We start from the raw sequence: 25471 nt of genomic DNA, 5'->3' as shown, positions 1-25471 counted from the left end.
GGTTCAGGGCTTGCGGGCGTTTCCGGGCGTTACGGCTTTACGGCTTCAGGGCTTTACGGCGATGCGGCCCTCGTCCATGCGCAGGAGCAGCAGCCGTTCACCGGTCTTCTCCAGGAACTCGTCGGTGGCCTGCCGCGACCCCTGCCAGTACCCGTAGTCGTCGATCAGCAGCACACCGCCGCTGACCAGACGCGGGTAGAGGCATTCGAGTTCGTGCCGGGTGGAGGCGTACCAGTCGGTGTCCAGGCGCAGGATGGAGATCTGCTCGGGCGCCTGCTGGGGCACGGTGTCCTCGACCTTGCCCCGCACGTAGTGGATCCGGTCCGCCGGGTACGGGACGTCCTCGAAGCCTGCCCGCACGTCCTCCAGGGAGGCCACCGCCCAGATCGGCCGGTCCTTGCCCTGTACGGCGAGCAGTTCCGCGGCGGACTTCCCGTCGCGCCGCATGTCCTCCTCGGTGGGCGGAGTCATTCCCTCGTACGTGTCGAAGAGGTGGAGGTCCCGCTCGGTCTCGCCGAGCGCGAGCAGCGTCTTCGTGACGGCCTGCATGCTGCCGCCGCGCCAGACTCCGCACTCCACGATGTCGCCGGGGATGTCGTGCCGGACGACGTGACGCACCGCATAGATCAGCGCGTTGAGCTTCTCGGGTGAGGTCATCGTCCGCGGCTTGACGGCCCGGATGATGTCCTGAGCCTCGGTGTCGTAGTCCTTGGGGAAGGTGAGTTCCTTCTTGGGCCGGGGCTTCGGGGCCGCCACCGGAGCCGCCACCGGGACCGCCACCACCGGCCTGGGGGCGGGGACCACCGGGACGCGCCTGAGCTGATGTCCGGTGAGTTGCTGGAGTACGCCGTTCACTGCGTTTCGCCATGCCATGCCGACGGAATGTACGCGCGGGTTGTTCTGTATGTCACTTTTCGTCAACCTGTCGTACCCGGCCTTCCAACGGTCGGGGCAATGGGACGCGGTCGACCCCGCCGACCCGGTTCGCCCACCACACGGTCAGCTCGCGCACCGCGAAGGCCGCGGCGGTCGAACGGGCCCTGGTCCGCGGGGGCTTCTGGAAGACGCCGACGCTGTCGCCCCAGTACGCGTTCTTGGCGTCGATGGCCGCGTAGTCGTGCCGGATGCCCCTCATCGGCGGGAAGTCGGTGTACGCCTCGCGCAGCCGCAGTCCCGAGTACGCGGCCATCGCCCGGAAGCCGTCGGGGTAGTACCGCCAGCAGTCCTGCGCATCGTGCACATGGCCACGGGAGGGGGCCGTGATGAAGGCCAGGCCGCCGGGCTTGAGGATCCGGGCGATCTCCAGCATCGACGCCCAGAAGAACGGGATGTGCTCGAATGCCTGCCCCGAGATGACGCAGTCGGCGCTGCGTGATTTCACCGGGATGCGGTACGGCCTGGTCATCACCGCGTCCACGTTGGGGCCGTCCTGCACATCGACACCGACGTAGTCGATGTCGTGGCCGGCCAGCAGTTCCCGGTGGGTACGGCTCTGCCCGTCGGAGATCCGGGAGCCGAGGTCGACGACGCGGTGGCGCCGGTCGGCCGGCAGGTACTCCGTGACGCAGAGCGCCATCTGGTCGTGCGCGGACTTGTGCATGAGGGTCCTTTCGTCGGACCGGTCTAGGACTGGTCTAGGACTGGTCTAGGACTGGTCGTGGTCATCCGAAGACGCGGCGCACCACGCGCTCGGCGGCCCGTCCGTCCTCGTACGGGCAGAAGCGCGCCCGGAACGCCTCGCGCAGCTTCGCCGTCGCGTCCGTGTCCCAGCCGTCGTGGCGGAAGAGGTCGCGGAGTTCGGGTTCGCTGGTGGCGATCGCGCCGGGGGTGTCGCCCAGGCGGCCCGAGAGCGGGTCGAGGTACGTGCCACGGGAGAGCCGGTACGCCTGCCAGTCGGGGGCGTAGACGACGACCGGGCGGTCGAGGCACGCGTAGTCGAACATCAGTGACGAGTAGTCGGTGATCAACACATCGGCGGCCAGCGCGAGTTCTTCGGTGGAGGGGTGGTCGGTGACGTCGATGACGTGGCCGGTCCGGGGGCGGGGCGCGAGGTGGGCGGCCTCACGGTAGTAGTAGTGGGCGCGGACGAGGAGGACGCAGGAGGGGCCGAGCAGGTCGGCGAAGCGTGCCAGGTCCAGTCGCGGGTGGAAGCCCTGCTGGTAGTCGCGGTGCGTGGGGGCGTAGAGGACCGCCCGCTGGCCGGGTTCGATGCCGAGGCCGGCGCGGATGCGCGCGATGTCGTCGGCGGCGGAGGTGAAGTAGACGTCGTTGCGCGGGTATCCCAGGTTCAGCGCCTCGTACGTACTGGGATAGACCCGCTCCCAGACCTCGGTGGAGTGCTGGTTCGCGGAGAGGCTGTAGTCCCACTGGTCGGCGTGGTCGAGGACCTTGGCGAAGCTGATGCCGTGGCCGCCGGCCGGGTAGCGGCGCTGGTCGAGGCCCATCGTCTTGAGCGGGGTGCCGTGATGGGTCTGCAGATAGATCTGGCCGGGCCGCTTGGTGAAGCCGCCGGGGAAGCCGGAGTTGTTGACCAGGTACGTTGCGCGGGCCATGACCTGCCAGTAGCCGCGGGACCCCTCGATGACGTGGTCGGTGCCCTCGGGAAGCCGGTCGCGGTACCGGCTGCCGACGACCCACACGCCGCGGATGTGCGGGGCGAGTTCGCGGGCCTTGCGGTGGATCGCGGCCGGATTGCAGGAGACCCCGCGGTTCCAGTACGCGCCGTAGACGGCCAGGTCCGGGTCGAGCGGGCGGTGCAGATCGGCGCGGTAGGCGGTCCGCAGGACCTGGCGGCGCAGTGCCTTCTTTCCCGCGCCCAGTACGGCACGCCCGTGCGCGAGGCCGCTGTCGGCGGCCCGCACGGCCCGGAACGCGGCGTACGAGCCGGCGGCGAGGGCCCGGTGGCGCGGTCCTGCCTCACCGGCCGGCGGTTGGTAGTCGTCGGGCCGGTGGGTCCGGTAGTGGTCGGAGACGGCCCGGAAGAAGTCCGCGCGGTCGGGGGCGGCGATGCGGCCGGGATCGGTGAGCACGGCCAGCAGATGGCGGATCATGTACGGGAAGAGCCGGGCCCGGTCGGCCGCGTCCGGGGTGGCCGCGAGGAGGTACGCGTACTGCTCGGTGATCGCGAAGTGGTGCCGGCCGGGGGTCGTCGACACGCTGCCGGAGCGCCGCTCGCGCCACCGCACGCACACCTCGTCGAGCACCGCCGTGTTGTCGGCGGCGAGGAGGGTGGCCTGGTGGACGGGCAGCACGTCCCCGTACGGACCGTCCGGGAAGCGCAGCCCGTGCCGTACGAAGAAGTCGCGCCGGAACACCCGGTTCCAGGCGGCCGGGGTCGCCCCGAGCGGATCGTCGAACGAGACCCCGGCGGGGTGGACGTCCCCCCACCAGTCGATGCTGTCGTGCCCGAGGAGGAGCAGGTCCGGCTCCGGTTCCCCGGCCGTGGCGAGCCGGTCGGCGACGGCCTCCAGCGCGCCCGGCAGCAGGATGTCGTCGCCGTCGAGGAAGAGCAGATGCCGGCCGCAGGCCTGGCCGGCCCCGGCATTGCGCGCCGCGCCCGTCCCGGCGTGCGCGGCCGTGCTCAGCAGCCGCACCCGGGCGTCGCGCTCGGCGTACTCGGCGGCGATCGCGCCGCAAGCGTCGGGCGAGTGGTCGTCCACCACGATGAGTTCGAAGTCGCCGCAGGACTGGTTGAGTACGGATTCCAGGCACTCCCGCAGATAGCCCTGGACGCGGTACACGGGTACGACAACGCTGAATAGAGGCACGGCGACCGACAGTAGCCATCCGGGCACGTACGGCGAAAACGGCGGATCACCCGTTCGGCCCAGTGGCGGTGACCGTCGTCCGTCACCCGGGGTTGACCTTCCGTGAAACCACGTCTAAGCGTCGTCGTCCCCGTCCACAACGTGGAGGAGTACCTCCGGGAGTGCCTGCGGTCGGTGGCCGGCCGGACGGGGGTCGCGGTCGAGGTGGTGATGGTGGACGACGGCTCGACGGACGGCAGCCCGCGCATCGCGAGAGAATTCGCCGAGCGGGACCCGCGGTTCAGATACGTACGGCAGGAGAACGCCGGGCTCAGCGCTGCGCGCAACACGGGCGTACGGCACACCACACCGGGCACGCCCTATCTGGCGTTCGTCGACAGCGACGACGTCGTGGCGCCCGACGCGTACGAGCGCATGGTCGCGAGCCTGGACGCCACCGGGTCGGACTTCGCGACCGGCAATGTGTGGCGGCTGACCGAACACGGCCGCGAGCAGGCCTGGCAGTACCGGTGGCTCACCGTGACACGCGAACGGACCCACATCACGCGCGCCCCGGAGCTGCTCACGGACCGGGTCGCCTGGAACAAGGTGTTCCGGCGCACTTTCTGGGACCGGCACGGCTTCGCCTTCCCGGAGGGCAGGCTGTACGAGGACGCCCCGGTGATGATCCCGGCGCACTACCTCGCGGAGTCGGTCGACGTCCTGCGGGAGCACGTCTACTACTGGCGGGTGCGCGAGGGTTCGATCACCCGCCGGCGTACGGACGTCAGGGGCGTACGGGACCGGATCCGCGCCTGCGAGGACGTCCGGGGATTCCTGGCGGACCGGAGCCTGTCGTCGGATCGCGGCGCCGGCCAGCGGCGTGCGTACGAACTGTCCTGCCTCAAGGACGACTTCGTCTACTTCCTGGAGGGGCTCCCGGCCGGCAGCCCCGAGTACCGCAGCGCGTTCCTGGCCGGGACGACCGCGTTCCTGGCCCGCGCCGACCCCCGGATCATCGACGGACTCCCGGTGGACCTGCGCATCAAGTGGCGGCTGGTACGCGACCGGCGGCTGACCGAACTGCTCGACGTCCTCGTCTTTGAACAGCGGAACGGGCGGGGGGTGTTCGCGGTGCGGCGGGACCGGCTGGGCCGGCGCAGCGCCGCGTACCCGGAAGCGCCGGCCGCACGGCTGCGCCGCGGTGAACTGCCCGTCGTGGCGCGGCTCCGGGAGGCCAGGTGGGCGGACGACGGCACCCTGCGGCTGGCGGGGTACGCGTACATCCGCAACCTCGGCGCGACGGCTCCGCACCACTCCCTCAAGGCGGGGCTGCTGCGCGGGACGGGGGGCGGCCCGCTGCTGCGGCGGGTGCCGACCCGGACGGTGTACGCGCCGGAGACGACCGAGAACTCGGGCCAGGAGCTGCACTGTTACGACCTGTCCGGCTTCGAGATGACGGTCGATCCGAAGAAGCTGAAGGCAGGCGCCTGGCTGGTCGGCGTCGTGGTCGCCGGGCACGGGGTGGTGCGCCGGGCGGCGGTACGCGCCCTGGACGCGGCGTCGGCGCAGCCGCTGGTCCGTGATACGGGCGAGGGGCGCCGGCTGGTGCTGGACTTCCGGGACGGCCGGGCCACCGTCGAGGTGCGGGAGTACGCCGCGCGGGTGGAGGGACACCGCCTCGACGTGGACGCGGTGGAGCTGACCGGCCGGCTGTTCGGCGGCGCACGGCCGGTCGCGCTGCGGATCGGAGGGGCGTCCACGTACCCGGTGGCGGTGAGCTGCGACGGCAAGCGCTTCTCGGTACGGATCGCACGCGCGGACCTGGCGGGCGCGGGCGTACCGCAGCCGCCGCCGCACCGCGAGCCGCTGGAGGTCGTCCCGCCGGACGGGGAGCTGCGCCAGGCCGCGCTGGAACTGGCGGACGGCTCGCCGGCGGAGGTGGCTGCGGCGGCGGAGATGGCGCCGGGGCGGTACGTGCTCGCCGGCGCGGCCGGGCGGGAGCTGTGCGTCACGGCGGACGCGTACGGGCGGCTCGCCCTGGAGCTCACGCGCCGGCCGGTCGTCGACCGCATCGCATGGGACGACCGCCTCGCCGCCGTGCGGATCGGGGGAACGGTGGCGCGCGGCGGCCGGAACGCGGAGCCGGAACTGGAGCTGGTGCTCCGGCACAGCGCCACCGACGACGAGGTGACCGCCCCCGTGGAGCGCCACGGCGGCCGCTTCTCCACGGTCTTCGCCCCGGGCGGCGGCGCCCTCTGCGAGGGCAGCTGGTACGTGTTCCTGCGCGAGCGCGAGGGCGAGCCGGGAAGCGGGTCCGGTCAGGGCAACGGGCAAGGGCTCGGGGGCGAGCCCGACCGCGCGCGGAAGCCGAGCCGCGGACCGGGGCACGGGGGTGAATTCGGGACCGGGCAGGACCCCGCACACGGCCAATTCCCAGGCCAAGGGCCCGGTCCCGGGCAAGGACTCGGGGCCGAGCACGGGCAGGGGTCCGAGGCCGGGCGTCGGGCGGGGCCCCATGGCCGCGGGGTGCCGTTGCGCGTGCTCGCCGGGGCTTTGGATGGGCTGCCCCTTCACCGCTGGGACCGGGGGCGGGAGTTCAGTGTGGACCGGCGGGCCGGGGACCGGCTGCTGATCACGGCCGGTTCCCTGCTGCCGCCCTCCGAGCGGGGCGTGTACCGTCAGCACGCGCTCCGCAGCGCGCACTACCCGGCGCAGCGCGCACTCCCGCTGCTCCACGCGGTGCTGTACTTCGACGGTGACTCCCCCCGCGCCGTCCACGAGGAACTGGTGCGGCGCGGCACCGGCATCGAGCAGCTGTGGGTCGCACACGACCAGCAGACACGCGTCCCGCCCACCGCGACCGCCGTCGAACTGCACAGCACCGCCTGGTACGAGGCGCTCGCGCGCTGCCGCCGGATCGTCGCCGCCGGCCACCTGCCGGAGTGGTTCGAGCGCCGGGACGGCCAGACCGTCGTACAGACCTGGCCCGGCACCCCACTGTGGCGCATCGGCACGGATCTCGCCGGGACCCTCTACGCCGACCACCGCCACCTCGGCGCGCTCCCCCGGCTGGCCCGCCAGTGGGACGTCCTCGTCTCGCCGAGCCGCTTCGCGACCCCGGGGCTGCGCCGCGCGCTGGCGTACGGGGGCGAGGTGCTGGAGGCCGGATCGCCGGGCAACGACCTGCTGTTCGCCCCGGGCCGGCGGAAGAGGGCGGAGCGGGTGCGCCGGGAGCTCGGCATCGAGGGCGGCAAGCGCGTCGTGCTGTACGCGCCGACCTTCCGGGACCATCTCGCGTACGCACCCGGCCGCCACCGCTTCGGCCCGGCCCTCGATCTGGCGGCCGCCGAGCGCGCCCTCGGCCGGGACCACGTCCTCCTGGTGCGCAGGCATCCCCAGGTCACCGGCAGCGTGCCCGGCGCCCGGGCGCCCTTCGCGCGCGATGTCTCCGGCCACCCCCGCACCGGCGAACTGCTGCTGGCCGCCGACGTCCTGGTGACCGACTACTCCTCGCTGATGTTCGACTTCGCCCATACCGGACGGCCGATGCTCTTCCACACGTACGACCTTGAGCACTACCGGGACACCGTCCGCGGCTTCACGCTGGACTTCGAGGCCCGCGCGCCGGGTCCGCTGCTGCGCGACACCGGTGAGCTGATCGGGGCACTGCGCGACCTGGAAGCGCTCAGCGCCCGCCATGCCGGCGCGTACGCCTCCTTCCGTACCGACTTCTGCGACCTGGACGACGGCGGGGCGGCGGCGAGGGTCGCCGACCGGCTGTTGCGCTGACCATGCCGCCGCCGGTGCGCCCCACCCCGTACCTGGTTGTCGGCGGGCTGTTCTGGGTGGTGATGGTCGCCGCGGCCTGGCGGGTGCCGATGTGCTGCGACTTCGGGCAGCACGCGGCGGTCGTCGAGCGCGTCCGGGCGGACTGGCTGCATCCGGCGCACCCGATGGCGGATCTGCCGGGCGCCGGAAGCCCGTACTACTCGCCCTATGCGCTGGTGCAGGGGCTGCTGGCCGAGTGGAGCGGGCTGGGCGGGCGGCACATCGTCAGGCTGTCCGGGCCGGTCAACCTGCTGGTGCTGCTCACCGGCGTCGGGCGCCTCACCCGGACCCTGACCCCGACCTCGCGCCCGTGGGCCCCGGTGCTCGCGCTCGCCGCGATGGTGCTGCTGTGGGGGACGCGGACGGCGTGGTGGAGCGGCTATCTCGGGCTGCTGTCGATGACCGGGAACCTGTCCTATCCGAGTACGTTCGCGACCGGCCTCGCCTTCCATCTCTGGGCGTCGGCCGGCCGCGCGGCCCGCGACGGCGCGCGGCTCCTGGCGCACGCCGGGCTCGGACTGCTCCTCGGGCTCACGGTGCTCGTCCACCCGATCACCGCCGTGGCCGCGGGGATCGGGACGGCGGCGTTCCTCGCCGGACGGCAGCACGACCGGTACCGGGTGGTTCTCGCGCGCTGGGCCCTGACCGCGGCCGTGGCCGTCGCGGTGGCCGTGGCGTGGCCGTACTTCAGCGTGTTCTCGCTCGTCGGCGACGGGAGCGTGGACCTCATCCACCAGCGTCTCTACACCGAACTGCCCGGCCGCTTCTGGCTCGCGCTGCTGGGACTGCCGGCCCTGTGGCTGCGCTGGCGGCGCGACCGCCGCGACCCGCTGGTGCTGATGTGCGCGGCGGAGTGCCTGGTCGTCGCGTACGGGTGGGTCAGCGGGCAGTACACGTACGGCCGCATTCTCGGACTGGCGCTGGTTCCGCTCCAGTTCGCGCTGGCCGTCGAGCTGGCGCAGCCCCGCCCGTGGCCGCTGGTGCGCCGGGTCCTCGCCCCGCTGGCGGCGGCGGGTGCGTGCGTGGGGTTCGTCACCGTCCAGGCGGGGGCGGTCGTGCCGCGGGCCGTGGACCCGGTCGGCTTCGGGCGCCCGCCGAGCTGGGCCACGTACGCCTGGGCCGCCCGGTACATCGGGCCGGGCGAGGTGGTGCTGACGAGCGGGTACCGGTCCACCCGTGCGCTGCCGGGCTACGGGCCCTTCCTGGTCGCGCCGACCTGGCCCGATCCGGCCCTCGACGAGCGGGAGCGGGTGCGCAGGCAGCGGGCGGTGGCCCGGTATCTCTCGCCGTCCTCGACGCGGGCGGAACGGGCCGCCGTGGTGCGCCGCTACCGGGTCGGCTGGCTGCTGCTCCTGCCCCACCAGCGGGTGCCCGAAGAGGCGGTGGTGGTGGCGTTCAGCCCGCGTACGGGCGAGGTCCTGGCCCGGGTGCCGGAGTCATTCGTACGTACAGAGCCAGCAGGGCGTCGCCCGAGCGATGGGTCTCCCGGCGCGTGAACTCCTCGCGTAACACCGCCAGTTTCGCGCGGTCGGAGGGGTCGTCGGGCTGCCATGCGCCGCGCGTGGCCTGCGATGTGATCAGCACCCACACCCGGTCGAGGCAGGCGAGTCTTCGGCGCAGCTCGGCGCCGTCGAACTCGGTTCCGTACAGCGTTCCGGAGCGCGCGGCCGGCTCGCGAAGCGCGACATCGCGGGCGTCCTCGAACCGGCGGGGATACCCGAGCGCTGTCCGGCGGCTGAAGCCGGGCAGGTAGAGAACCGGCTCGCCGGGGCCCATGGCCCGGTCGGCGGTCCGGGCGATGGCGGCGAAGTCGTCTGCCCGGGAGATGGTGAGGCGCAGCCGCTCGTGGTCCGACAGCTGCCACCAGAACGCCACGGCAACGGCGACCGCGCCGACCAGGGCTGTCACCGACCTGGACAACCCGGGCGACCTCGGCCACCGCCGTGGCCGGGGGCGGGGCGCGGCGACGGGCTCGGCAGCGGACCTGCCGGCGCACTCGGCGGCGGAGCCGCGGCCGAGCATGCCAGCGGCTCGCAGGGCGCCGACGGTGTCGTGGACCAGGCGCTCCGCGCCCGCCGCGGCCAGCAGCGGCACCCCTGCCAGGGAGAAGAGCACATAGCGGTCGAAGTAGAGCGGCTCCCACTGGGACACCGCCAGCAGCAGGACCGGCGGGACCAGTACCAGCGGCAGGGCGACCGCCGCCAGGGGCAGCCTGCCGGGGGCCTTCCCGGGCAGCGGCCGCAGCAGGGCCAGTGCGGTCAGCGCCAGGGTGACGGTGACCAGGGTCCTGGGTCCGGTGAAGGCGAGCACGAGCTGCCCGGCCGCCACCGCGTCCGGCTTCGCCAGCCAGCCGACCTGACCGCTCTGGCCGCGCGACATCACCACCAGCGGAGCCAGCACCACGCACACCGCCCCCGCGGCCGCCGCCCACCCCCGCCAGACCCGCCGCTCCACGCGTGACAGCAGCAGGGTCGCCGCATGGGCCGCGAGCAGCAGCAGCGCGAACATGTGCAGCAGCGCCGCGCAGGCGGCGACCGCCGCGTACGCGGCCCACCGCCGGGTGCCGCCCCGCTCGGCGGCGTACGGCAGGAGCAGGGTCGCGAGCGCCGCGGCGCAGGCGACCAGTGCGTAGGAGCGTCCCTCCTGCGCGTAGTGGCCGACGAACGGCGTGACGGCGTACGCGAGTCCGGCCCACAGCCCGACCCGCGGCCGCGCCAGCCGGGCGCCGGTGGCGGCGACGAGCGCGGCGGTACCGGCCGCGCCCAGCACGGACGGCAGCCGGAGGGCGACCTCGCTCGGGAAGGGGGCGAGGACGAAGTGCATCAGCACGTAGTAGAGGCCGTGTACGGCGTCGACCGAGGTGATCAGGTCGGCGATCTCGGGGAGCGAGCGCCGGGCGACCTGGAAGGTGGCGCTCTCGTCGCGCCACATGGTGCCACGGTCCAGACCCCAGAGGCCCAGGGCGAGCATCACCGCGAACGGGACCAACGGGACCAGGAGGACCAGTACAGCCGTACGAGTGGACCGCATACGCCGATCTTCGACGGCCAGGGCGGCGTTTCCGGGTACCTTCGGCCAGGCGGCCGTGAATCCACCGTGTCGCAGACGCGTCCCGCCGGGGTCGTCAGCGCCGCGTCGCCAGCCCCGCGACGACGGACGCCGCCAGCGCGTCCAGATAGCCCTTCGGCAGCTCCGTACGGACCACCACGAGCCGCCAGTACAGCGGCCCGATGACGAGGTCGAGCGCCCGGTCCGGATCGATGCCCTCGGGCAGTTCGCCGCGCGCGACGGCATCGTGCACGATCTTGCCCGCGATGCCCTGCTGCCCGTCGACCAGCGCGCTGCGGATCGCGTCGGCCAGTTCGGGATTGCGTACTGACTCCACCAGCAGGTCGGGGATGACTTGCGAGGCCAGGGGGTGCCGCAGCACGTGGGACATCACTTCGAGGAGCGCCCTGACATCGCCGTACAGCGAACCGGTGGCGGGCACCGGCAGGCCCTGCGCGGCGAAGGCGGAGACCAGGTCGAGGACGAGGTGCAGCTTGGAGCGCCAGCGGCGGTAGACGGCGGTCTTGCCGACGCCTGCACGGCGCGCGATGCCCTCGATCGACATGCGGGCGAAGCCGACGGCGGCAAGCTCCTCGAAGACGGCGGCACGGATCGCTTCGGTCACGTCCTCCCGGAGCACTGCGGCTCCGGCGGGAGCGCGGCGTGGGGTTCCCGGGTCGGTGGTCATGCACACAGCATAGCGTCACGACGATACGGTTGCGTTTCGACGTCGCCCCGCCTACCCTCCCCGTAACGACGATACGGTCCCGTCCTCTCGTCCCCGTCGAAAGCGACTGCTGTGAGTCAGACGATCGAGCTGCCCGCCGGGGCGCAGCCGCCCGGCCCGGAGCCGAGCCCCGCCGAACCGAGCCCCGCCGAACCGAGCCCTGCCGAACCGAGCCCTGCCGAACCGAGCCCCGCCGAGCTGGCGGCAGCACACGGCCTGTCCGTCTGCGGTGAGCGCCCGACGATGGGCCAGTACACCCACCGGCTGTGGGCCCGCCGCCACTTCATCGGCACGCTCGCCACCGCCCGGCTGACCGCGCAGTACAGCACCGCGAAGCTGGGCCAGGTATGGCAGGTCATGACCCCGCTGCTCAACGCGGCGGTCTACTACTTCGTCTTCGGCGTCCTGCTCGGCACCGGCCGCCGCGTCCCGGATTTCGTGCCCTTCCTGATCACGGGCGTCTTCATCTGGAACTTCACCAGCACCACGATCACCGCCGGAACCCGCGCGATCACCGGCAGCATCGGCCTCGTACGGGCCCTGCACTTCCCGCGCGCCGCCCTGCCGATCGCCGCCGCCCTCCAGCAGCTCCAGCAGCTGCTGTTCTCCATGGGCGCGCTGGCCGTGCTGCTGGTCTGCTTCGGGCAGCACCCGCGGCCGGCCTGGCTGCTGGCCGTCCCCGCGCTGTTCCTGCAGGCGCTGTTCAACACCGGCTGCGCGCTGACCGTGGCCCGGCTGGCCCATCGGACGCCGGACATCAGCCAGCTCACGCCGTTCTTCCTGCGCACCTGGATGTACGGTTCCGGCGTGATGTGGAGCCTCGACCACGTACTCGACGGCGCCGACCTGCCGCGCTTCGTCGTGCTGGCGCTCGAATGCAATCCGGCGGCCGTCTACATCGACCTCATGCGCTTCGCCCTCATCGACAGCTTCACCGCCGCCCAGCTGCCGTCCCATGTGTGGTTTCTCGCCATCGGCTGGGCCGTTCTTGCGGGATTCGGCGGCTTCGTCTACTTCTGGAAGGCAGAGGAGGAATACGGCCGTGGCTGAACCCAGAATCCCCACCGTGATCGCCGACGACGTCCATGTGATCTACAAGGTCAACAGCGGCGGCTCGGGCAAGGGCAGCGCCGTCACGGCGCTGCGCCGGATCATCTCCCGCAAGGGCTCCCCCGGCGTACGCGAGGTGCACGCCGTCAAGGGCGTCAGCTTCACCGCGTACAAGGGCGAGGCGATCGGCCTGATCGGGTCCAACGGATCGGGCAAGTCCACCCTGCTCAAGACGATCGCCGGACTGCTGCCCGCCGCGAGCGGCAAGGTCTACACCCAGGGACAGCCCTCGCTGCTCGGCGTGAACGCCGCCCTGATGAGCGACCTGACGGGCGAGCGCAACGTCATGCTCGGCGGCCTGGCCATGGGCATGACCCGCCGGGAGATCCGCGAGCGCTACCAGGACATCGTCGACTTCTCCGGGATCAACGAGAAGGGCGACTTCATCTCGCTCCCGATGCGGACGTACTCCTCCGGCATGGGCGCCCGGCTGCGTTTCTCCATCGCCGCCGCCAAGAGCCACGACGTCCTGATGATCGACGAGGCGCTCGCCACCGGTGACGCCAAGTTCCGCCGGCGCAGCCAGCAGCGCATCGCCGAATTGCGCGAGGAGGCCGGCACGGTGTTCCTGGTCAGCCACGGCATCGGGACGATCCGGGAGACCTGCGACCGGGCGATCTGGCTGGAGGCCGGCACGCTGCGGATGGACGGTCCGACGGACGAAGTCTGCGACGCGTACGAGAAGTTCACCAGCAAGAAGTAGCCCGACGCGCAGAGGGGGCGCCCGGACCAGGTCCGGGCGCCCCCTCTCGTCGTACGGGTCAGCTGTGCGTACGCAGCAGCGTCCGCATCGTCCGCATCGCGACCGACAGGTTCGCCAGGTCGAAGAAGTCGGAGCCCTGGATCTCGTCCAGCGTGGTGCGGGCCCGGGTGAGGATCGCGGCGTTCTTCTCCTCCCAGGTCTGGAAACGCTGCTCGGGAGTGGAGGTGCCGTTGCCCACCGAGAGCACCTCGGACGTCAGTCCGGCATGCGCGGCGAACAGGTCCTCGCGGATGGACGCGCGGGCCATGGACTGCCAGCGGTCGGCCCGCGGCAGCTCGATGATGCGGTCCATCAGCTTGGTGATGTGCAGCCGGTCGGCGAGGTCGTAGTAGACCTCGGCGACATCCATCGGCTCCTTGCCGATACGGTCCGCGATCGCGACGATGTCGAGCGTCGGGAAGGCGGAGGAGAAGCCGGCCACCCGCCCGGCCAGTTCACCGGGGACGCCCGCCTCGGTCATCTCGTCCAGGATCCCCTGGTACCACTCCAGGTCGGCGCCGCGCAGCAGCTTGGGCAGCTCGGACCAGACCTGCGTGACACCATCGCTGAAGAAGTCGATGGTCTCGGCGACCTCCAGCGGCTGCGGACGGTTGTTGAGCAGCCAGCGGGTGCCGCGCTCGACCAGACGGCGCGAGTGCAGCCGGATCCGGGTCTGGATGCCGGCCGCGACCTTGTTGTCGAGCGCCTCGACCTCGTCCCAGACCTTGGCCAGATCGAAGATCTCGCGGGCCGCCAGCTGCGCCCGCACGATCTCCTCCAGCGAGGCCCCGGTCTCCTCGCGGAGCCGGTGCAGGAACGTCGAACCACCGGTGTTCACCGTGTCGTTGACCAGCACCGTGGTGATGATCTCGCGGCGCAGCGCGTGCGCCTCGACCTGCTCGGGGAACCTCTCGCGCAGCGCCTGCGGGAAGTAGGCGTGCAGCAGCCGGCGCAGGTACGGGTCGTCGGGCAGGCCGGTGGCGATGAGCGCGTCGGCGGAGGTGATCTTCGTGTACGCGAGGAGGACCGCCAGTTCCGGCTCGCTCATTCCGCGGCTGTTGTTGAGCAGTTCGCGGATCTGCCGGTCGTTGGGCAGGAACTCCAGCGCCCGGTCGAGGTGCCCGTCGCGGCCCAGCTTGCGCATGAAGCGCTGGTGGGCGTGGAGCAGACTGGGCGACTGGGCGACGGCGTTGGCCAGCGCGGTGTTCTGCGCGTAGTTGTTGCGCAGCACCAGCGCGCCGACCTCGTCGGTCATCTCGGCGAGCAGCTTGTTGCGCTGCTTGACGGTCATGTCGCCGTCCGCGACGACCGCGTTGAGCAGGATCTTGATGTTCACCTCGTGGTCGGAGGTGTCCACGCCCGCGCTGTTGTCGATGGCGTCGGTGTTGACCTTCCCGCCCTCGCCGCCGGGGCCGCCGTGGCGCGCGAACTCGATCCGGCCGAGCTGGGTCAGGCCCAGGTTGCCGCCCTCGCCGACGACCTTGACCCGCAGGTCCTCGCCGTTCACGCGGATCGCGTCGTTCGCCTTGTCGCCGACGTCGGCCTGCGATTCGGCGCCGGACTTCACGTACGTACCGATGCCGCCGTTCCACAGCAGGTCCACCGGCGCCTTCAGGATCGCCTTCATCAGCTCGGCCGGGGTCAGCTTGGCGACACCGGCCTCGATCCCGAGGGCTTCGCGCACATGCGCGTTGACCGGGATGGACTTGGCCGTACGCGGGTGGATGCCGCCGCCCGCGGACAGCAGCTCCTTGTTGTAGTCGGCCCAGGACGAGCGCGGCAGTTCGAACAGCCGGCGGCGCTCGGCGTACGAGACCGCCGAGTCCGGGTTCGGGTCGATGAAGATGTGCCGGTGGTCGAAGGCCGCGACGAGGCGGATGTGCTCGCTGAGCAGCATGCCGTTGCCGAAGACGTCACCGGACATGTCGCCGACACCGACCGCGGTGAAGTCCTGCGTCTGGGTGTCGTGCCCGAGCTCGCGGAAGTGCCGCTTGACGGACTCCCAGGCGCCGCGGGCGGTGATGCCCATGCCCTTGTGGTCGTAACCGGCCGAGCCGCCGGACGCGAAGGCGTCACCGAGCCAGAAGTTGTACGACTGCGCGACCTCGTTGGCGATGTCGGAGAAGGTCGCGGTGCCCTTGTCCGCCGCGACGACGAGGTACGTGTCGTCCTCGTCGTGCCGCACGACATCGGCAGGCGGCACGACCTCGCCGGCCACCAGGTTGTCGGTGATGTCCAGCAGCGCGGAGATGAAGGTGCGGTACGCGGCGATGCCCTCGGCCAGCCACGCGTCGCGGTCGACCGCCGGGTCCGGCAGGTTCTTGGCGACGAAGCCGCCCTTGGCGCCGACCGGCACGATGACGGTGTTCTTCACCATCTGCGCCTTGACCAGCCCGAGAACCTCGGTACGGAAGTCCTCCCGGCGGTCGGACCAGCGCAGGCCGCCGCGGGCGACCTTGCCGAAGCGCAGGTGGACGCCCTCCACGCGCGGCGAGTAGACCCAGATCTCGTACGCCGGGCGGGGCGCGGGCAGGTCCGGGATGGCCTGCGGGTCGAACTTCATCGAGACGTACTCGTGCTGCTGGCCGCCCGCCGCCTCCTGGCCCCTCTTGTCGCTTCCCTCGCTGGCGCTCTGGCCCCTCTTGTCGCTTCCCTCGCTGGCGCTCTGGCCCCTCTTGTCGCTTCCCTCGCTGGCGCTCTGGAAGAAGTTGGTGCGAAGGGTGGCCTTGATGAGGGTGAGGAAGGCGCGCAGGATGCGGTCCTCGTCGAGCGAGGCGACCTGGTCGAGCGCCAGGTCCATCTCCTCCAGCAGCGCGTCGGTGAGCTCGGTGCCGGCCCGCTGGCGGTCCGGCGACATCCGGGCCTCGAAGAGGGAGACCAGCAGCCGGGTGGTGTGGACGTTGTTGCAGAGGGTGTCCTCCATGTAGTCCTGGCTGAAGGTGGAACCGGCCTGCCGCAGGTACTTGGCGTACGCGCGCAGCACCACGGCCTGCCGCCAGTCGAGGCCGGCCCGCAGCACCAGGCTGTTGAAGTTGTCGTTCTCGGCCGCGCCCGTCCAGACCGCCGAGAACGCCTCCTGGAACCGCTGGCGCGCGTCGTCGGCGAGGTAGTCGCCGTTGGCCACCGGGGCGGGCATCCGCAGACCGAAGTCGTAGACCCAGGCGTGCGTGCGGTCCGCGCGGCGCAGCTCGTACGGCCGCTCGTCGACGACCTCGACACCGAGCCGGTTGAGAACCGGCAGGACGGCGGAGAGGGAGACCTGGTCGCCCGCGCGGTAGATCTTGAAGCGGCGCTCGCCGGGGGCGGCGCCCACCGGCTCGTACAGGGAGAGCGCGAAGTCCTTCCCGCTCGTCGAGAGGCGCTCCAGCTGGAGGAGGTCGGCGACGGCGGCGCGCGGCGAGTGGTCGGCCTTGTAGCCCTCGGGGAAGCCGGCACCGTAGCGGCGCAGCAGCTCGGCGGCGCGCTCCTCGCCGGTCTCGGCGTTGAGCGCCTCGGCGAAGCCGTCGGCCCAGGAGCGGGCGGCCTCGACGAGCCGGGCCTCGATGCGGTCGGCGTCGGCGTCGGTGAGGTCGGGCAGCTCGGTGCCCGGCGGGACCCGGACGACGAAGTGGAGGCGGGAGAGGATCGACTCGGTGTTCCAGGCGGTGAAGTCGACGCTGGTGCCGCCGAGCTCCTCCTTGAGGATGTCGATCAGACGCAGCCGGACATTGGTGGTGAAGCGGTCGCGCGGCAGGTAGACGAGGGCCGAGTAGTAGCGGCGGTATTCGTCCTGGCGCAGGTAGAGCCGCAGCCGGCGGCGTTCCTGGAGGTACAGCACGCTGGTGACGATCGAGCGGAGCTGGTCGACCTTCGTCTGGAAGAGCTCGTCGCGCGGGTACGTCTCGAGGATCTGCAGCAGGTCGCGGCCGTCGTGACTGTGCGGCGAGAAGCCGGCGCCGTCCAGCACCTCGGCGACCTTACGGCGGATGACCGGGACGCGGCGGACCGACTCGGTGTACGCGGCCGAGGAGAACAGGCCGAGGAAGCGCCGTTCGCCGATGACGTTGCCCTTGGCGTCGAACTTCTTCACGCCGACGTAGTCGAGGTAGCTCGGGCGGTGGACCGTGGAGCGGCTGTTCGCCTTGGTGAGGATGAGGAGCCGGTGCTCGCGCGCCTTCGCGCGGGCGTCGGCGGGCAGCCGGTTGAAAGACGGCGAGACGGGGTGGCCGTCGTCTGAACCGCTGTGGTGCGGGTCGGAGCGCAGGATGCCGAGGCCGGTGCCGGCGACGGCGGACAGCGAGTCGTCTTCGGTGAGCTGGTACTCGCGGTAGCCGAGGAACGTGAAGTGGTCGTCGGCGAGCCAGCGCAGCAGCTCGCGCGCCTCCTCGACCTCCTGGTCGCGCAGATCGTCGGCGGTGGGCTCGCTGGGCAGCTCGTCGGCGATGCGCATCGCGGCGTCGCGCATCTTCTCCCAGTCCTCGACGGCCTCGCGCACGTCGGACAGGACGCGCAGCAGGTCGGCGGTGATCTGCTTGAGGTCGGCGCGGTCGGTCTCGCGGTCCATCTCGACATGGATCCAGGACTCGACGAGCGCGTCGTGCGGGCGGACGGTGTCGTCGCCGAGATCATTCGGCGTCCCGGAGGGACTCGATGAGGGGTGGCGGCCGGGCGACGGGTGGGCGCAGTCGGGGCCGAGGACCTCGATGAGCTTGCCGGTGAGGTCGCGGCGGACGACGACCTGCGGGTGGATCACGACATGGATGCCGCGGCCCTGGCGGGAGAGTTCGTTGGTGACGGAGTCGACCAGGAAGGGCATGTCGTCGGTGACGACCTCGACGACGGAGTGGCTGCAGGTCCAGCCGTTCTCCTCGACGGTCGGGGTGTGCACCCGGACGTTGGCGGTGCCCTGCGGACGGTTCTCGGCCAGTCGGTAGTGCGAAAGCGCCGCGCCGAACACATCGACCGGGTCGCGGTCGGTCAGGTCCTCGGGGGCGGTGTGCAGGTAGTAGCGCTGGAGGTAGGCGAGGAGCGCGTCCCGGTCGGGGCCCTCTTCGCTGTGCTCAGCTACCCGGGCCGCCCGTGCGAGCAGCTCGGCCTTGGCTTCGTCCAGCTTGGTCTGCATGTCCTCTGGCTCCTGTCGCGCGCCGTTGCGTGACGTAGGTGAAGGAAAAAATGACGTACCGCCGCGACGCGGGGTGTCCGGTCGGAGTCGACGCTATGTCGGGATAAGAGATGACCGGGGCGGAATCGGCCAATGTGGCAGCCGACCGGCCCTGGCAGCAGGGATCAGCGAAGGCCCGGGCACGGTGGTGCGCCGGGCGCAGTCCCCCAGCTACCGCTGGGAGGTTCCCCCAGGGGGCTTCACTGCCCCCGAGGCGTATCGCGCTGATCACGGGTCCAGGCTATCGCCCTGCCCCCCCGACGCGTCATGAGCCGTATGTGTACAAAAGAAGGGGGTGAAGTTTGACGTTCTGGACAGCGACGCGTGCCCTCTTGGCAAACTCCTGTCACCGGTGCACGTTGGCGGCAGTCCACTGACGAGGAGCAGCAGTCATGACAACGAAGATCCTCATCGTGACCGGTGACGCGGCGGAGTCGCTGGAAGTCCTCTACCCGTACCAGCGGCTGCGCGAGGAGGGGTACGAGGTCGAGATCGCGGCCCCCGCGCGCAAGAAGCTCCAGTTCGTGGTCCACGACTTCGAGCCGGGCTTCGACACGTACACCGAGAAGCCGGGCTACACCTGGCCCGCCGACCTGGCCTTCTCCGAGGTCGATCCCGGAGACTACGCGGCCTTGGTCATCCCAGGCGGCCGGGCCCCCGAGTACCTGCGCAACGACCCCGAGCTGCGCAAGATCCTCAAGTCCTTCTTCGACGCCGACAAGCCCATCGCGCAGATCTGCCACGGCCCGCTGCTGACGGCGGCCATCGGCGGCCTCAGCGGCCGCCGCGTCACCGCCTACCCGGCCCTGGAACTGGACATGCAGACGGCGGGCGCCACCTTCCAGGACGTCGAGACGGTGGTCGACGGCACCCTCGTCTCGGCCCGCGCCTGGCCGGACCACTCGAGCTGGATGCGGGAGTTCCTGACGGTACTGCGCACCAAGGCACCGGTGACCTGACGCGCCCATGCGCCGGGTCCGGCGCGGGGCGGCCTGCCAGGGGGAACGGCAGGCCGCCCCGGCCGCCCAGTTGCGCGGCCACCGCGACCGCGACCGCCCAGGCCGCCCTAGCCGCCCAGTTGTTCCGCCACCGCCACCGCCTCGGCCAGCGTGTCCACCACCGGTACGCCGGCGGTGAACAGGCTGGCCCGGCTGTGCGAGCCGCCGGTGTAGAGCACCGCGCCCGCGCCCACGTGCGCGGCGGCCACCGCGTCGTCGACGGCGTCGCCGATCACGACCATCCGGTGGGGGGCGATGCCCTCCAGGGCGGCGAGGTGGCGGACCATGTGCTCGGCCTTGCCGGTGTGCGACGGCCCGATCCGGCCGTCCACCCGGATGAAGCGGTCCTCGATGCCGTGGGTGCGCACGATGGGTATCAGGTTCTCGTGCGGGGCGAGCGAGCACAGCGACTGCGTGAACCCCGCCGACTGCCAGTCCGCGAGCAGCTCGCCGGCCCCCTGAGCCAGCCCGGAGGTCTCGGCGAAGGCCCAGTAGTACCGGTGGAAGGCCTCGTCCATCACCACCCACTCGGCATCGGTGGGGAGCCGGCCCATCAGCCGCTCGTAGAAGCGCGGAACCGGTACGCAGTACAGCTCGCGGTAGCGCTCCAGCGTGATCGGGGGCAGGCCGATCTCCGCGAACGAGGCGTTCGTCGCGTTGATGACGGCGTCGGTGTCGTGAAAGAGCGTGCCGTTCCAGTCCCAGACGATGTGCGTCCCGTACTTCCCCATGCGACGACCGTACCCGCCGGGACCGACAGGCCGGGTCAGCCGATGAGGTTCGGGATCTCCTGAACTCCGTACCACAGCAGCTCGTGGTCCTCGGCGCCGTCCACCGTGAACTGCGCGTCGTCGTCGCCCATGTCCGCCGCGCCCAGCGCCTCCGCCGCCGCGGACACATCGGCCTCCGCGTCGGACGCGTCCACATGTACGGCCGCGGCCTTGCTCAGCGGTACGGCCGGAGCGATCCGCACCTCGCCCAGCGCCGAGGCGTCCAGACCCCGGTCGGGGTCGGCCACGGCCAGCTGGTCCGGTACGTCGACGGCGACGACGACCCGGCGGCGCGCGGCCGAGCGGTCGCCGGCCAGCAGCCGGAGGGAGGCGGCGGCGGCCCGGCTCAGCGCCGCGTACTCGAGCTCCTCGATGTCGTCGGAGACGTACCACTCGCGCAGCGCGGGGGTCACCGCGTAGGCGGTCAGCGGGCCGGGACCGAGTTCGCCGGCCTTGTGCGCCTCTGCGAGACCGGGGAGGGTCAGGGGGACGTACACGCGCATGACTGGCCGCTTTCCGTAGTCGGGAGACAGGCTCAGGATACGTGCGGCGGTCCCCCTTCGGGGTGCTGGTCCGGTACGCACCGGGCGTCCACCGTGCGCCGCCGGTGCCGTCGGTGCGCGGCTCCCTGAGGGCCCGCATCACCCTGATAGGTGACATCGGCCGCCCCTGCCACCTGCGGGGACACGCGTTGCGACCCGCCTCTGGCCCCATAGAAGATCACCAACGAAGTTACCGCCCGGTACTCCGCCGGGCCCGGCATCTCGGGGGCGATCGGTATGGACAGGACCCGGCCCGCAGGACGGCACGACCAGCGCCGTCCCGGCACCGCAGCGGCAACGGCCCGCGCGCGCCGGCAGCACAAGCCGCACTACTGGTTCGCGGACCGCCTGCTCGCCGTGCTCAGCGGGCAGCGCCCGGTGCACTGGATGCTGGGCCACACCATCGGCGAGGCTTACGAACAACTGGTGCGACTCGCGCCGGGTGCCCCACTGCGCCCAGCCGAGCGGGTGATGCCGGTGGTGCGGCACTGCGGGGAGTTCCACCCCGGGCCGGGGGTGATCGAGGCGTTCGCCAGGATCGGCGCGGGCGAGCGGGTCACGGCGATGGCGTTCCGCCTGGAACAGGGCGCGGACCAGCGCTGGCGCTGCGCGGCGGTGGAACTGGGCGGCGGACGCGTGCCCGCGTAACGCCGCCGCCGTCCAGGCCCCCCGGCAGGCCGCGATCGGGCAGCACGGCCGGCAAGAGGCCAGGCAGGCGATCAGACCGCCACCGGGCGACACAGCCGGGCACGCGACCATGCGGCGGCCAGACCCGCGGCCAAGCAAGCGGCCGGGTTGCCCGGCTCCGGCCAGGAACCCGGCCGGCACGGTCACGCACACGGCCGGGCGACACGGCCACGCCGACGCAACACAGCACGGCACGGCACGGCAGCCGGGCACGTGACCATGCGGCCGGCAACCCGGCCAAGCACGGGGCCGGCCGACGCGGCCAGGAAGCCGGCCGCCGGCCGGGTGTCCGGCCGGCACGGGTACATGGCGGGGCAACGCGTGCAGGCCGCGAGCGGGCTGCACGGCCGGGCACGTGGCCCGACCCTCAGCCAGACGTGCGGCCGCAGCGCCAGGCACACGCAAACGGCAACGCGGCCGGGGCCGGACACCTTGTGGTGTCCGGCCCCGGCCGTCAGGTCGTGCTTCCTACTTCTTGCGGCGGCGGGCGCCGCCCTTCTGGGCCTTGCGGCGCTCGGCTCGCGTCATGCCGTCCGACTCTGAGCGGGCCGGGCCGCCGTTCTCGAACTCGCCCTCGATGATGCCGCCGTCACCGTCCACCTTCGGTGCGGAGAAGTGCAGCCGGTCCGGGCGCTGGGCGCCGAGCCCCTTGGCGCGGATCTCGGGGCGCGCACCGGCCGGCACCGCGTCCTCCTTGGCGAGCGACCGCTTCTCCGCGCCCACTCGGTCGGACACCGCCTGCACCGGGACCTCCTCGACCTGCTGCTCGACCTGGACCTCCAGGTTGAACAGGTAGCCGACGGACTCCTCCTTGATGCCCTCCATCATGGCGTTGAACATGTCGAAGCCCTCGCGCTGGTACTCCACCAGCGGGTCCTTCTGGGCCATCGCGCGGAGGCCGATGCCCTCCTGGAGGTAGTCCATCTCGTACAGGTGCTCGCGCCACTTGCGGTCCAGGACCGACAGCACCACGCGCCGCTCCAGCTCACGCATGATCTCGGAGCCGAGCTGCTGCTCCCGCGCGTCGTACTGCTCGTGGATGTCGTCCCTGACGGACTCCGCGATGAACTCCGCGGTGATGCCGGCCCGGTCGCCCGCCGCGTCCTCAAGCTCCTCGACGGTGGCCTTCACCGGGTAGAGCTGCTTGAAGGCGCCCCACAGCCGGTCGAGGTCCCACTCCTCCGCGAAGCCCTCGACGGTCTCCGCCTGGATGTACGCGTCGATGGTGTCGTCCATGAAGTGGCGCACCTGCTCCTGCAGGTCCTCGCCCTCCAGAACACGCCGGCGCTCGCCGTAAATAACCTGGCGCTGCCGGTTGAGCACCTCGTCGTACTTCAGGACGTTCTTACGCGACTCGAAGTTCTGCTGCTCGACCTGCGACTGCGCGGACGCGATCGCCCGCGTCACCATCTTGTTCTCGATCGGCACGTCGTCGGGCACGTTGGCCATCGCCATCACGCGCTCGACCATCTGGGCCTTGAACAGGCGCATCAGGTCGTCCCCGAGCGACAGGTAGAAGCGGGACTCGCCCGGGTCGCCCTGCCGGCCGGAACGACCGCGCAGCTGGTTGTCGATACGGCGCGACTCGTGCCGCTCGGTGCCCAGGACGTACAGCCCGCCGAGCTCCTTGACCTCTTCGAACTCGGCCTTGACGGCCTCCTCGGCCTTCTGGAGCGCGGAGGGAAGGGCCTGCGCCCACTCCTCGATGTGCTCCTCCGGGTCGATCCCGCGCTGGCGCAGCTCCGCCTCTGCGAGGTCGTCCGGGTTGCCGCCGAGCTTGATGTCCGTACCGCGGCCGGCCATGTTCGTGGCGACCGTGACCGCGCCGCGGCGGCCGGCCTGGGCGACGATCGTCGCCTCCCGGTCGTGCTGCTTGGCGTTGAGAACCTCGTGCGGGATGCCGCGCTTGGCGAGCTGCTGCGAGAGGTACTCGGACTTCTCGACCGAGGTGGTGCCGACCAGGATCGGCTGGCCCTTCTCGTGCTTCTCCGCGATGTCCTCGACGACCGCGGCGAACTTCGCGACCTCGGTGCGGTAGATCAGGTCGCCCTGGTCCATGCGGACCATCGGCCGGTTCGTCGGGATCGGCACGACGCCCAGCTTGTAGATCTGGTGGAACTCGGCGGCCTCGGTCATGGCCGTACCGGTCATGCCGGAGAGCTTGCCATAGAGGCGGAAGAAGTTCTGCAGGGTGATCGTGGCGAGGGTCTGGTTCTCGTCCTTGATGTCCACCCCTTCCTTCGCCTCGATCGCCTGGTGCATGCCCTCGTTGTAGCGGCGGCCGGCGAGAATACGGCCGGTGTGCTCGTCGACGATCATGACTTCGCCGTCGATGACGACGTAGTCCTTGTCCTTCTTGAACAGTTCCTTCGCCTTGATGGCGTTGTTCAGGTAACCGACGAGCGGGGTGTTCACCGACTCGTAGAGGTTGTCGATGCCCAGCCAGTCCTCGACCTTCGAGACGCCGGACTCGTGGATGGCGACGGTGCGCTTCTTCTCGTCGACCTCGTAGTCGCCGGTCTCCTCGAGACCCTTCAGCGGGTTGCCGGCCTCGCCCTGCTTCAGGCGGGTGACGAGTTTGGCGAAGTCGCCGTACCACTTGGTCGCCTGGTCGGCCGGGCCGGAGATGATCAGCGGTGTACGGGCCTCGTCGACCAGGATCGAGTCGACCTCGTCGACGATCGCGAAGTTGTGGCCGCGCTGGACGAGCTCGTCCTGCGACCACGCCATGTTGTCGCGCAGGTAGTCGAAGCCGAACTCGTTGTTCGTGCCGTACGTGATGTCGCAGTTGTACTGCTCGCGGCGCTGCGCGGGCGTCATGTTGGCGAGGATGCAGCCGACCTCGAGACCGAGGAACCTGTGCACCCGGCCCATCATCTCGGAGTCGCGCTCGGCCAGGTAGTCGTTCACCGTGATCAGGTGCACGCCCTTGCCGGACAGCGCGTTGAGGTAGGCCGGGAGCGTACCGACGAGGGTCTTGCCCTCACCGGTCTTCATCTCGGCGACATAGCCGAGGTGCAGCGCCGCGCCGCCCATCATCTGTACGTCGTAGTGGCGCTGTCCGAGTACGCGCTTGGCGGCCTCACGCACGGTCGCGAACGCCTCGGGGAGCAGGTCGTCCAGGCTCTCACCGTCGGCGTAGCGCTCCTTGTACTCCTCGGTGAGCGCGCGCAACTCGGCGTCGGAGAGCTTGACGAAGTCCTCTTCGATGGAGCTGACCTGGTCCGCGATGCGGTGCAGTTTGCGCAGGATCTTGCCTTCGCCTGCACGCATGAGCTTGTTGAAGACGGACACTGAGGCTGGTCTCCTTGCCGGTCGGGCCTGGCACGGTCGAGTTCTGTTTCAACACAGTGCGGGCACGGCAGGTGGGCCCCACCGCAACCGCCATCGTAAGCGAGGACCCGCCCGGGCCGGGAGGTCCGCACTAGGAGAACGACGCTGCGCCGCGTGAGGTGCCCGGGGCGGGTACCCAAAACTTCTGGCGCCGCTCCCCGGCACCGGCCCAGAATCGGGTGATGGAGACCGTGACACTCACCACGGAGCGGCTGCTGCTGCGCCCGTTCGAGCCCGCCGACACCGAGGCCGTCTTCCTGGCCTGCCAGGACGACGAGATCCAGCGCTGGACGACCATCCCGTCCCCGTACGCGCGCGAGCACGCGGAGGGTTTCACCGGACAGCTGGTCCCGGACGGCTGGCGAGACGGCTCCGCCTGCACCTGGGCGGTGCTGATCCAGGACACCGGCGAGCTCGCCGCGTCCGTCGCGGTGACCGTGCGGTCGCTCTCCGGTACGTGGGAGATCGGCTTCTGGACGGCGAAGCGGCACCGCGGCCGCGGCTATATGACGGAGGCCGCGCGGCATGTGGCCCGCTGGTCCTTCACCGAGCTGGGGGTGGAGCGGCTGGAATGGCGGGCCGAGGTCGGCAACGCCGGCTCGCGCGCCGTCGCGGAGAAGGCCGGCTTCCGGCTCGAGGGCATCCAGCGGTCGGGGCTGCTCAACAACGGCACCCGGCGTGACAGCTGGGTGGGGGCGCTGCTCCCGTCCGACCTCGGACTGCCCACCGAGCACCCGTACCTGCCCGCCGCCCGTACCGGCAGCTGAATCACCGCACTTCAGGGGGCGTTGTCAGTG

Annotated in this window: 16 protein-coding genes; 7 read left to right on the top strand and 9 right to left on the bottom strand. The window is 71.4% G+C overall.

Annotated elements, in window-relative coordinates:
- Positions 1–45: 45 nt before the first annotated feature.
- From NLX86_RS29980 to NLX86_RS29970, 3 genes are all read right to left on the bottom strand, one after another.
- The gene (locus tag NLX86_RS29980; protein WP_374213994.1) at positions 46–906 is read right to left on the bottom strand and encodes a TylF/MycF/NovP-related O-methyltransferase; all 861 of its coding nucleotides are present in this window, start codon (positions 904–906) and stop codon (positions 46–48) included.
- A 1-nt stretch (position 907) separates the two neighbouring features.
- The gene (locus tag NLX86_RS29975) at positions 908–1600 is read right to left on the bottom strand and encodes a methyltransferase domain-containing protein (RefSeq protein ID WP_254374951.1); all 693 of its coding nucleotides are present in this window, start codon (positions 1598–1600) and stop codon (positions 908–910) included.
- A 61-nt stretch (positions 1601–1661) separates the two neighbouring features.
- Entirely contained in the window at positions 1662–3767 is a 2106-nt protein-coding gene (locus NLX86_RS29970; protein ID WP_254374950.1) for a bifunctional glycosyltransferase family 2 protein/CDP-glycerol:glycerophosphate glycerophosphotransferase, read from the bottom strand.
- A gap of 102 nt (positions 3768–3869) precedes the next feature.
- Between NLX86_RS29970 and NLX86_RS29965 the strand changes: the two genes are divergently transcribed.
- Positions 3870–7538: a CDP-glycerol glycerophosphotransferase family protein gene (locus tag NLX86_RS29965; protein WP_254374949.1), complete on the top strand. Its 3669-nt coding sequence runs from the start codon at positions 3870–3872 to the stop codon at positions 7536–7538.
- Between the two features lie 2 nt (positions 7539–7540).
- The gene (locus NLX86_RS29960) at positions 7541–9073 is read left to right on the top strand and encodes a hypothetical protein (protein WP_254374948.1); all 1533 of its coding nucleotides are present in this window, start codon (positions 7541–7543) and stop codon (positions 9071–9073) included.
- Here NLX86_RS29960 and NLX86_RS29955 read toward each other — a convergent pair.
- Together NLX86_RS29955 and NLX86_RS29950 are read right to left on the bottom strand one after the other, a co-directional pair.
- Entirely contained in the window at positions 8973–10607 is a 1635-nt protein-coding gene (locus tag NLX86_RS29955) for a glycosyltransferase family 39 protein (RefSeq protein WP_254374947.1), read from the bottom strand. The genes NLX86_RS29960 and NLX86_RS29955 overlap by 101 nt on opposite strands.
- A gap of 94 nt (positions 10608–10701) precedes the next feature.
- The gene (locus tag NLX86_RS29950) at positions 10702–11313 is read right to left on the bottom strand and encodes a TetR/AcrR family transcriptional regulator (protein ID WP_254374946.1); all 612 of its coding nucleotides are present in this window, start codon (positions 11311–11313) and stop codon (positions 10702–10704) included.
- 111 nt (positions 11314–11424) lie between these two features.
- On the opposite strand from NLX86_RS29950, the gene NLX86_RS29945 reads away from it, so the two are divergent.
- Together NLX86_RS29945 and NLX86_RS29940 are read left to right on the top strand one after the other, a co-directional pair.
- Positions 11425–12402: an ABC transporter permease gene (locus NLX86_RS29945; RefSeq protein ID WP_374213993.1), complete on the top strand. Its 978-nt coding sequence runs from the start codon at positions 11425–11427 to the stop codon at positions 12400–12402.
- Positions 12395–13165: an ABC transporter ATP-binding protein gene (locus NLX86_RS29940; protein WP_254374945.1), complete on the top strand. Its 771-nt coding sequence runs from the start codon at positions 12395–12397 to the stop codon at positions 13163–13165. Before NLX86_RS29945 ends, NLX86_RS29940 begins: the two co-directional genes overlap by 8 nt.
- A gap of 58 nt (positions 13166–13223) precedes the next feature.
- On the opposite strand, the gene NLX86_RS29935 is transcribed toward NLX86_RS29940, so the two are convergent.
- Positions 13224–18305, bottom strand: coding sequence for an NAD-glutamate dehydrogenase (locus NLX86_RS29935; RefSeq protein WP_254374944.1), 5082 nt, complete (start codon positions 18303–18305; stop codon positions 13224–13226).
- A gap of 431 nt (positions 18306–18736) precedes the next feature.
- Here NLX86_RS29935 and NLX86_RS29930 point away from each other — a divergent pair, with 431 nt between their 5' ends.
- Complete coding sequence (locus NLX86_RS29930; RefSeq protein WP_254374943.1) at positions 18737–19303, top strand: DJ-1/PfpI family protein; 567 nt, start codon at positions 18737–18739, stop codon at positions 19301–19303.
- Positions 19304–19410: 107 nt separating this feature from the next.
- On the opposite strand, the gene NLX86_RS29925 is transcribed toward NLX86_RS29930, so the two are convergent.
- Entirely contained in the window at positions 19411–20073 is a 663-nt protein-coding gene (locus NLX86_RS29925; RefSeq protein ID WP_254374942.1) for an HAD family hydrolase, read from the bottom strand.
- A 35-nt stretch (positions 20074–20108) separates the two neighbouring features.
- Positions 20109–20615: a hypothetical protein gene (locus NLX86_RS29920; protein WP_254374941.1), complete on the bottom strand. Its 507-nt coding sequence runs from the start codon at positions 20613–20615 to the stop codon at positions 20109–20111.
- A gap of 276 nt (positions 20616–20891) precedes the next feature.
- On the opposite strand from NLX86_RS29920, the gene NLX86_RS29915 reads away from it, so the two are divergent.
- On the top strand, positions 20892–21302 hold the full coding sequence (locus NLX86_RS29915; RefSeq protein ID WP_254374940.1) for an Rv3235 family protein: 411 nt from the start codon (positions 20892–20894) through the stop codon (positions 21300–21302).
- 507 nt (positions 21303–21809) lie between these two features.
- On the opposite strand, the gene secA is transcribed toward NLX86_RS29915, so the two are convergent.
- Complete coding sequence (secA, locus tag NLX86_RS29910) at positions 21810–24635, bottom strand: preprotein translocase subunit SecA (protein WP_254374939.1); 2826 nt, start codon at positions 24633–24635, stop codon at positions 21810–21812.
- 221 nt (positions 24636–24856) lie between these two features.
- Here secA and NLX86_RS29905 point away from each other — a divergent pair, with 221 nt between their 5' ends.
- A complete protein-coding gene (locus NLX86_RS29905) occupies positions 24857–25441 on the top strand; it encodes a GNAT family N-acetyltransferase (RefSeq protein WP_254374938.1) in 585 nt (194 codons plus the stop codon).
- Positions 25442–25471: the final 30 nt, after the last annotated feature.

The organism is Streptomyces sp. A3M-1-3, from assembly GCF_024213665.1.
GTDB lineage: Bacteria > Actinomycetota > Actinomycetes > Streptomycetales > Streptomycetaceae > Streptomyces.
The sequence above is the reverse complement of the archived record's forward strand: the minus strand, read 5'-3'. Positions and strand labels throughout refer to the sequence as shown.

Bases quoted from the DNA above. Each gene is read 5' to 3' on its own strand.
- NLX86_RS29960 (WP_254374948.1), top strand. From the start codon at position 7,541: ATGCCGCCGCCGGTGCGCCCCACCCCGTACCTGGTTGTCGGCGGGCTG.
- NLX86_RS29955 (WP_254374947.1), bottom strand. From the start codon at position 10,607: ATGCGGTCCACTCGTACGGCTGTACTGGTCCTCCTGGTCCCGTTGGTC.
- NLX86_RS29905 (WP_254374938.1), top strand. From the start codon at position 24,857: ATGGAGACCGTGACACTCACCACGGAGCGGCTGCTGCTGCGCCCGTTC.
- NLX86_RS29925 (WP_254374942.1), bottom strand. From the start codon at position 20,073: ATGGGGAAGTACGGGACGCACATCGTCTGGGACTGGAACGGCACGCTC.
- NLX86_RS29935 (WP_254374944.1), bottom strand. From the start codon at position 18,305: ATGCAGACCAAGCTGGACGAAGCCAAGGCCGAGCTGCTCGCACGGGCG.
- NLX86_RS29950 (WP_254374946.1), bottom strand. From the start codon at position 11,313: ATGACCACCGACCCGGGAACCCCACGCCGCGCTCCCGCCGGAGCCGCA.
- NLX86_RS29915 (WP_254374940.1), top strand. From the start codon at position 20,892: ATGGACAGGACCCGGCCCGCAGGACGGCACGACCAGCGCCGTCCCGGC.
- NLX86_RS29975 (WP_254374951.1), bottom strand. From the start codon at position 1,600: ATGCACAAGTCCGCGCACGACCAGATGGCGCTCTGCGTCACGGAGTAC.
- NLX86_RS29930 (WP_254374943.1), top strand. From the start codon at position 18,737: ATGACAACGAAGATCCTCATCGTGACCGGTGACGCGGCGGAGTCGCTG.
- NLX86_RS29920 (WP_254374941.1), bottom strand. From the start codon at position 20,615: ATGCGCGTGTACGTCCCCCTGACCCTCCCCGGTCTCGCAGAGGCGCAC.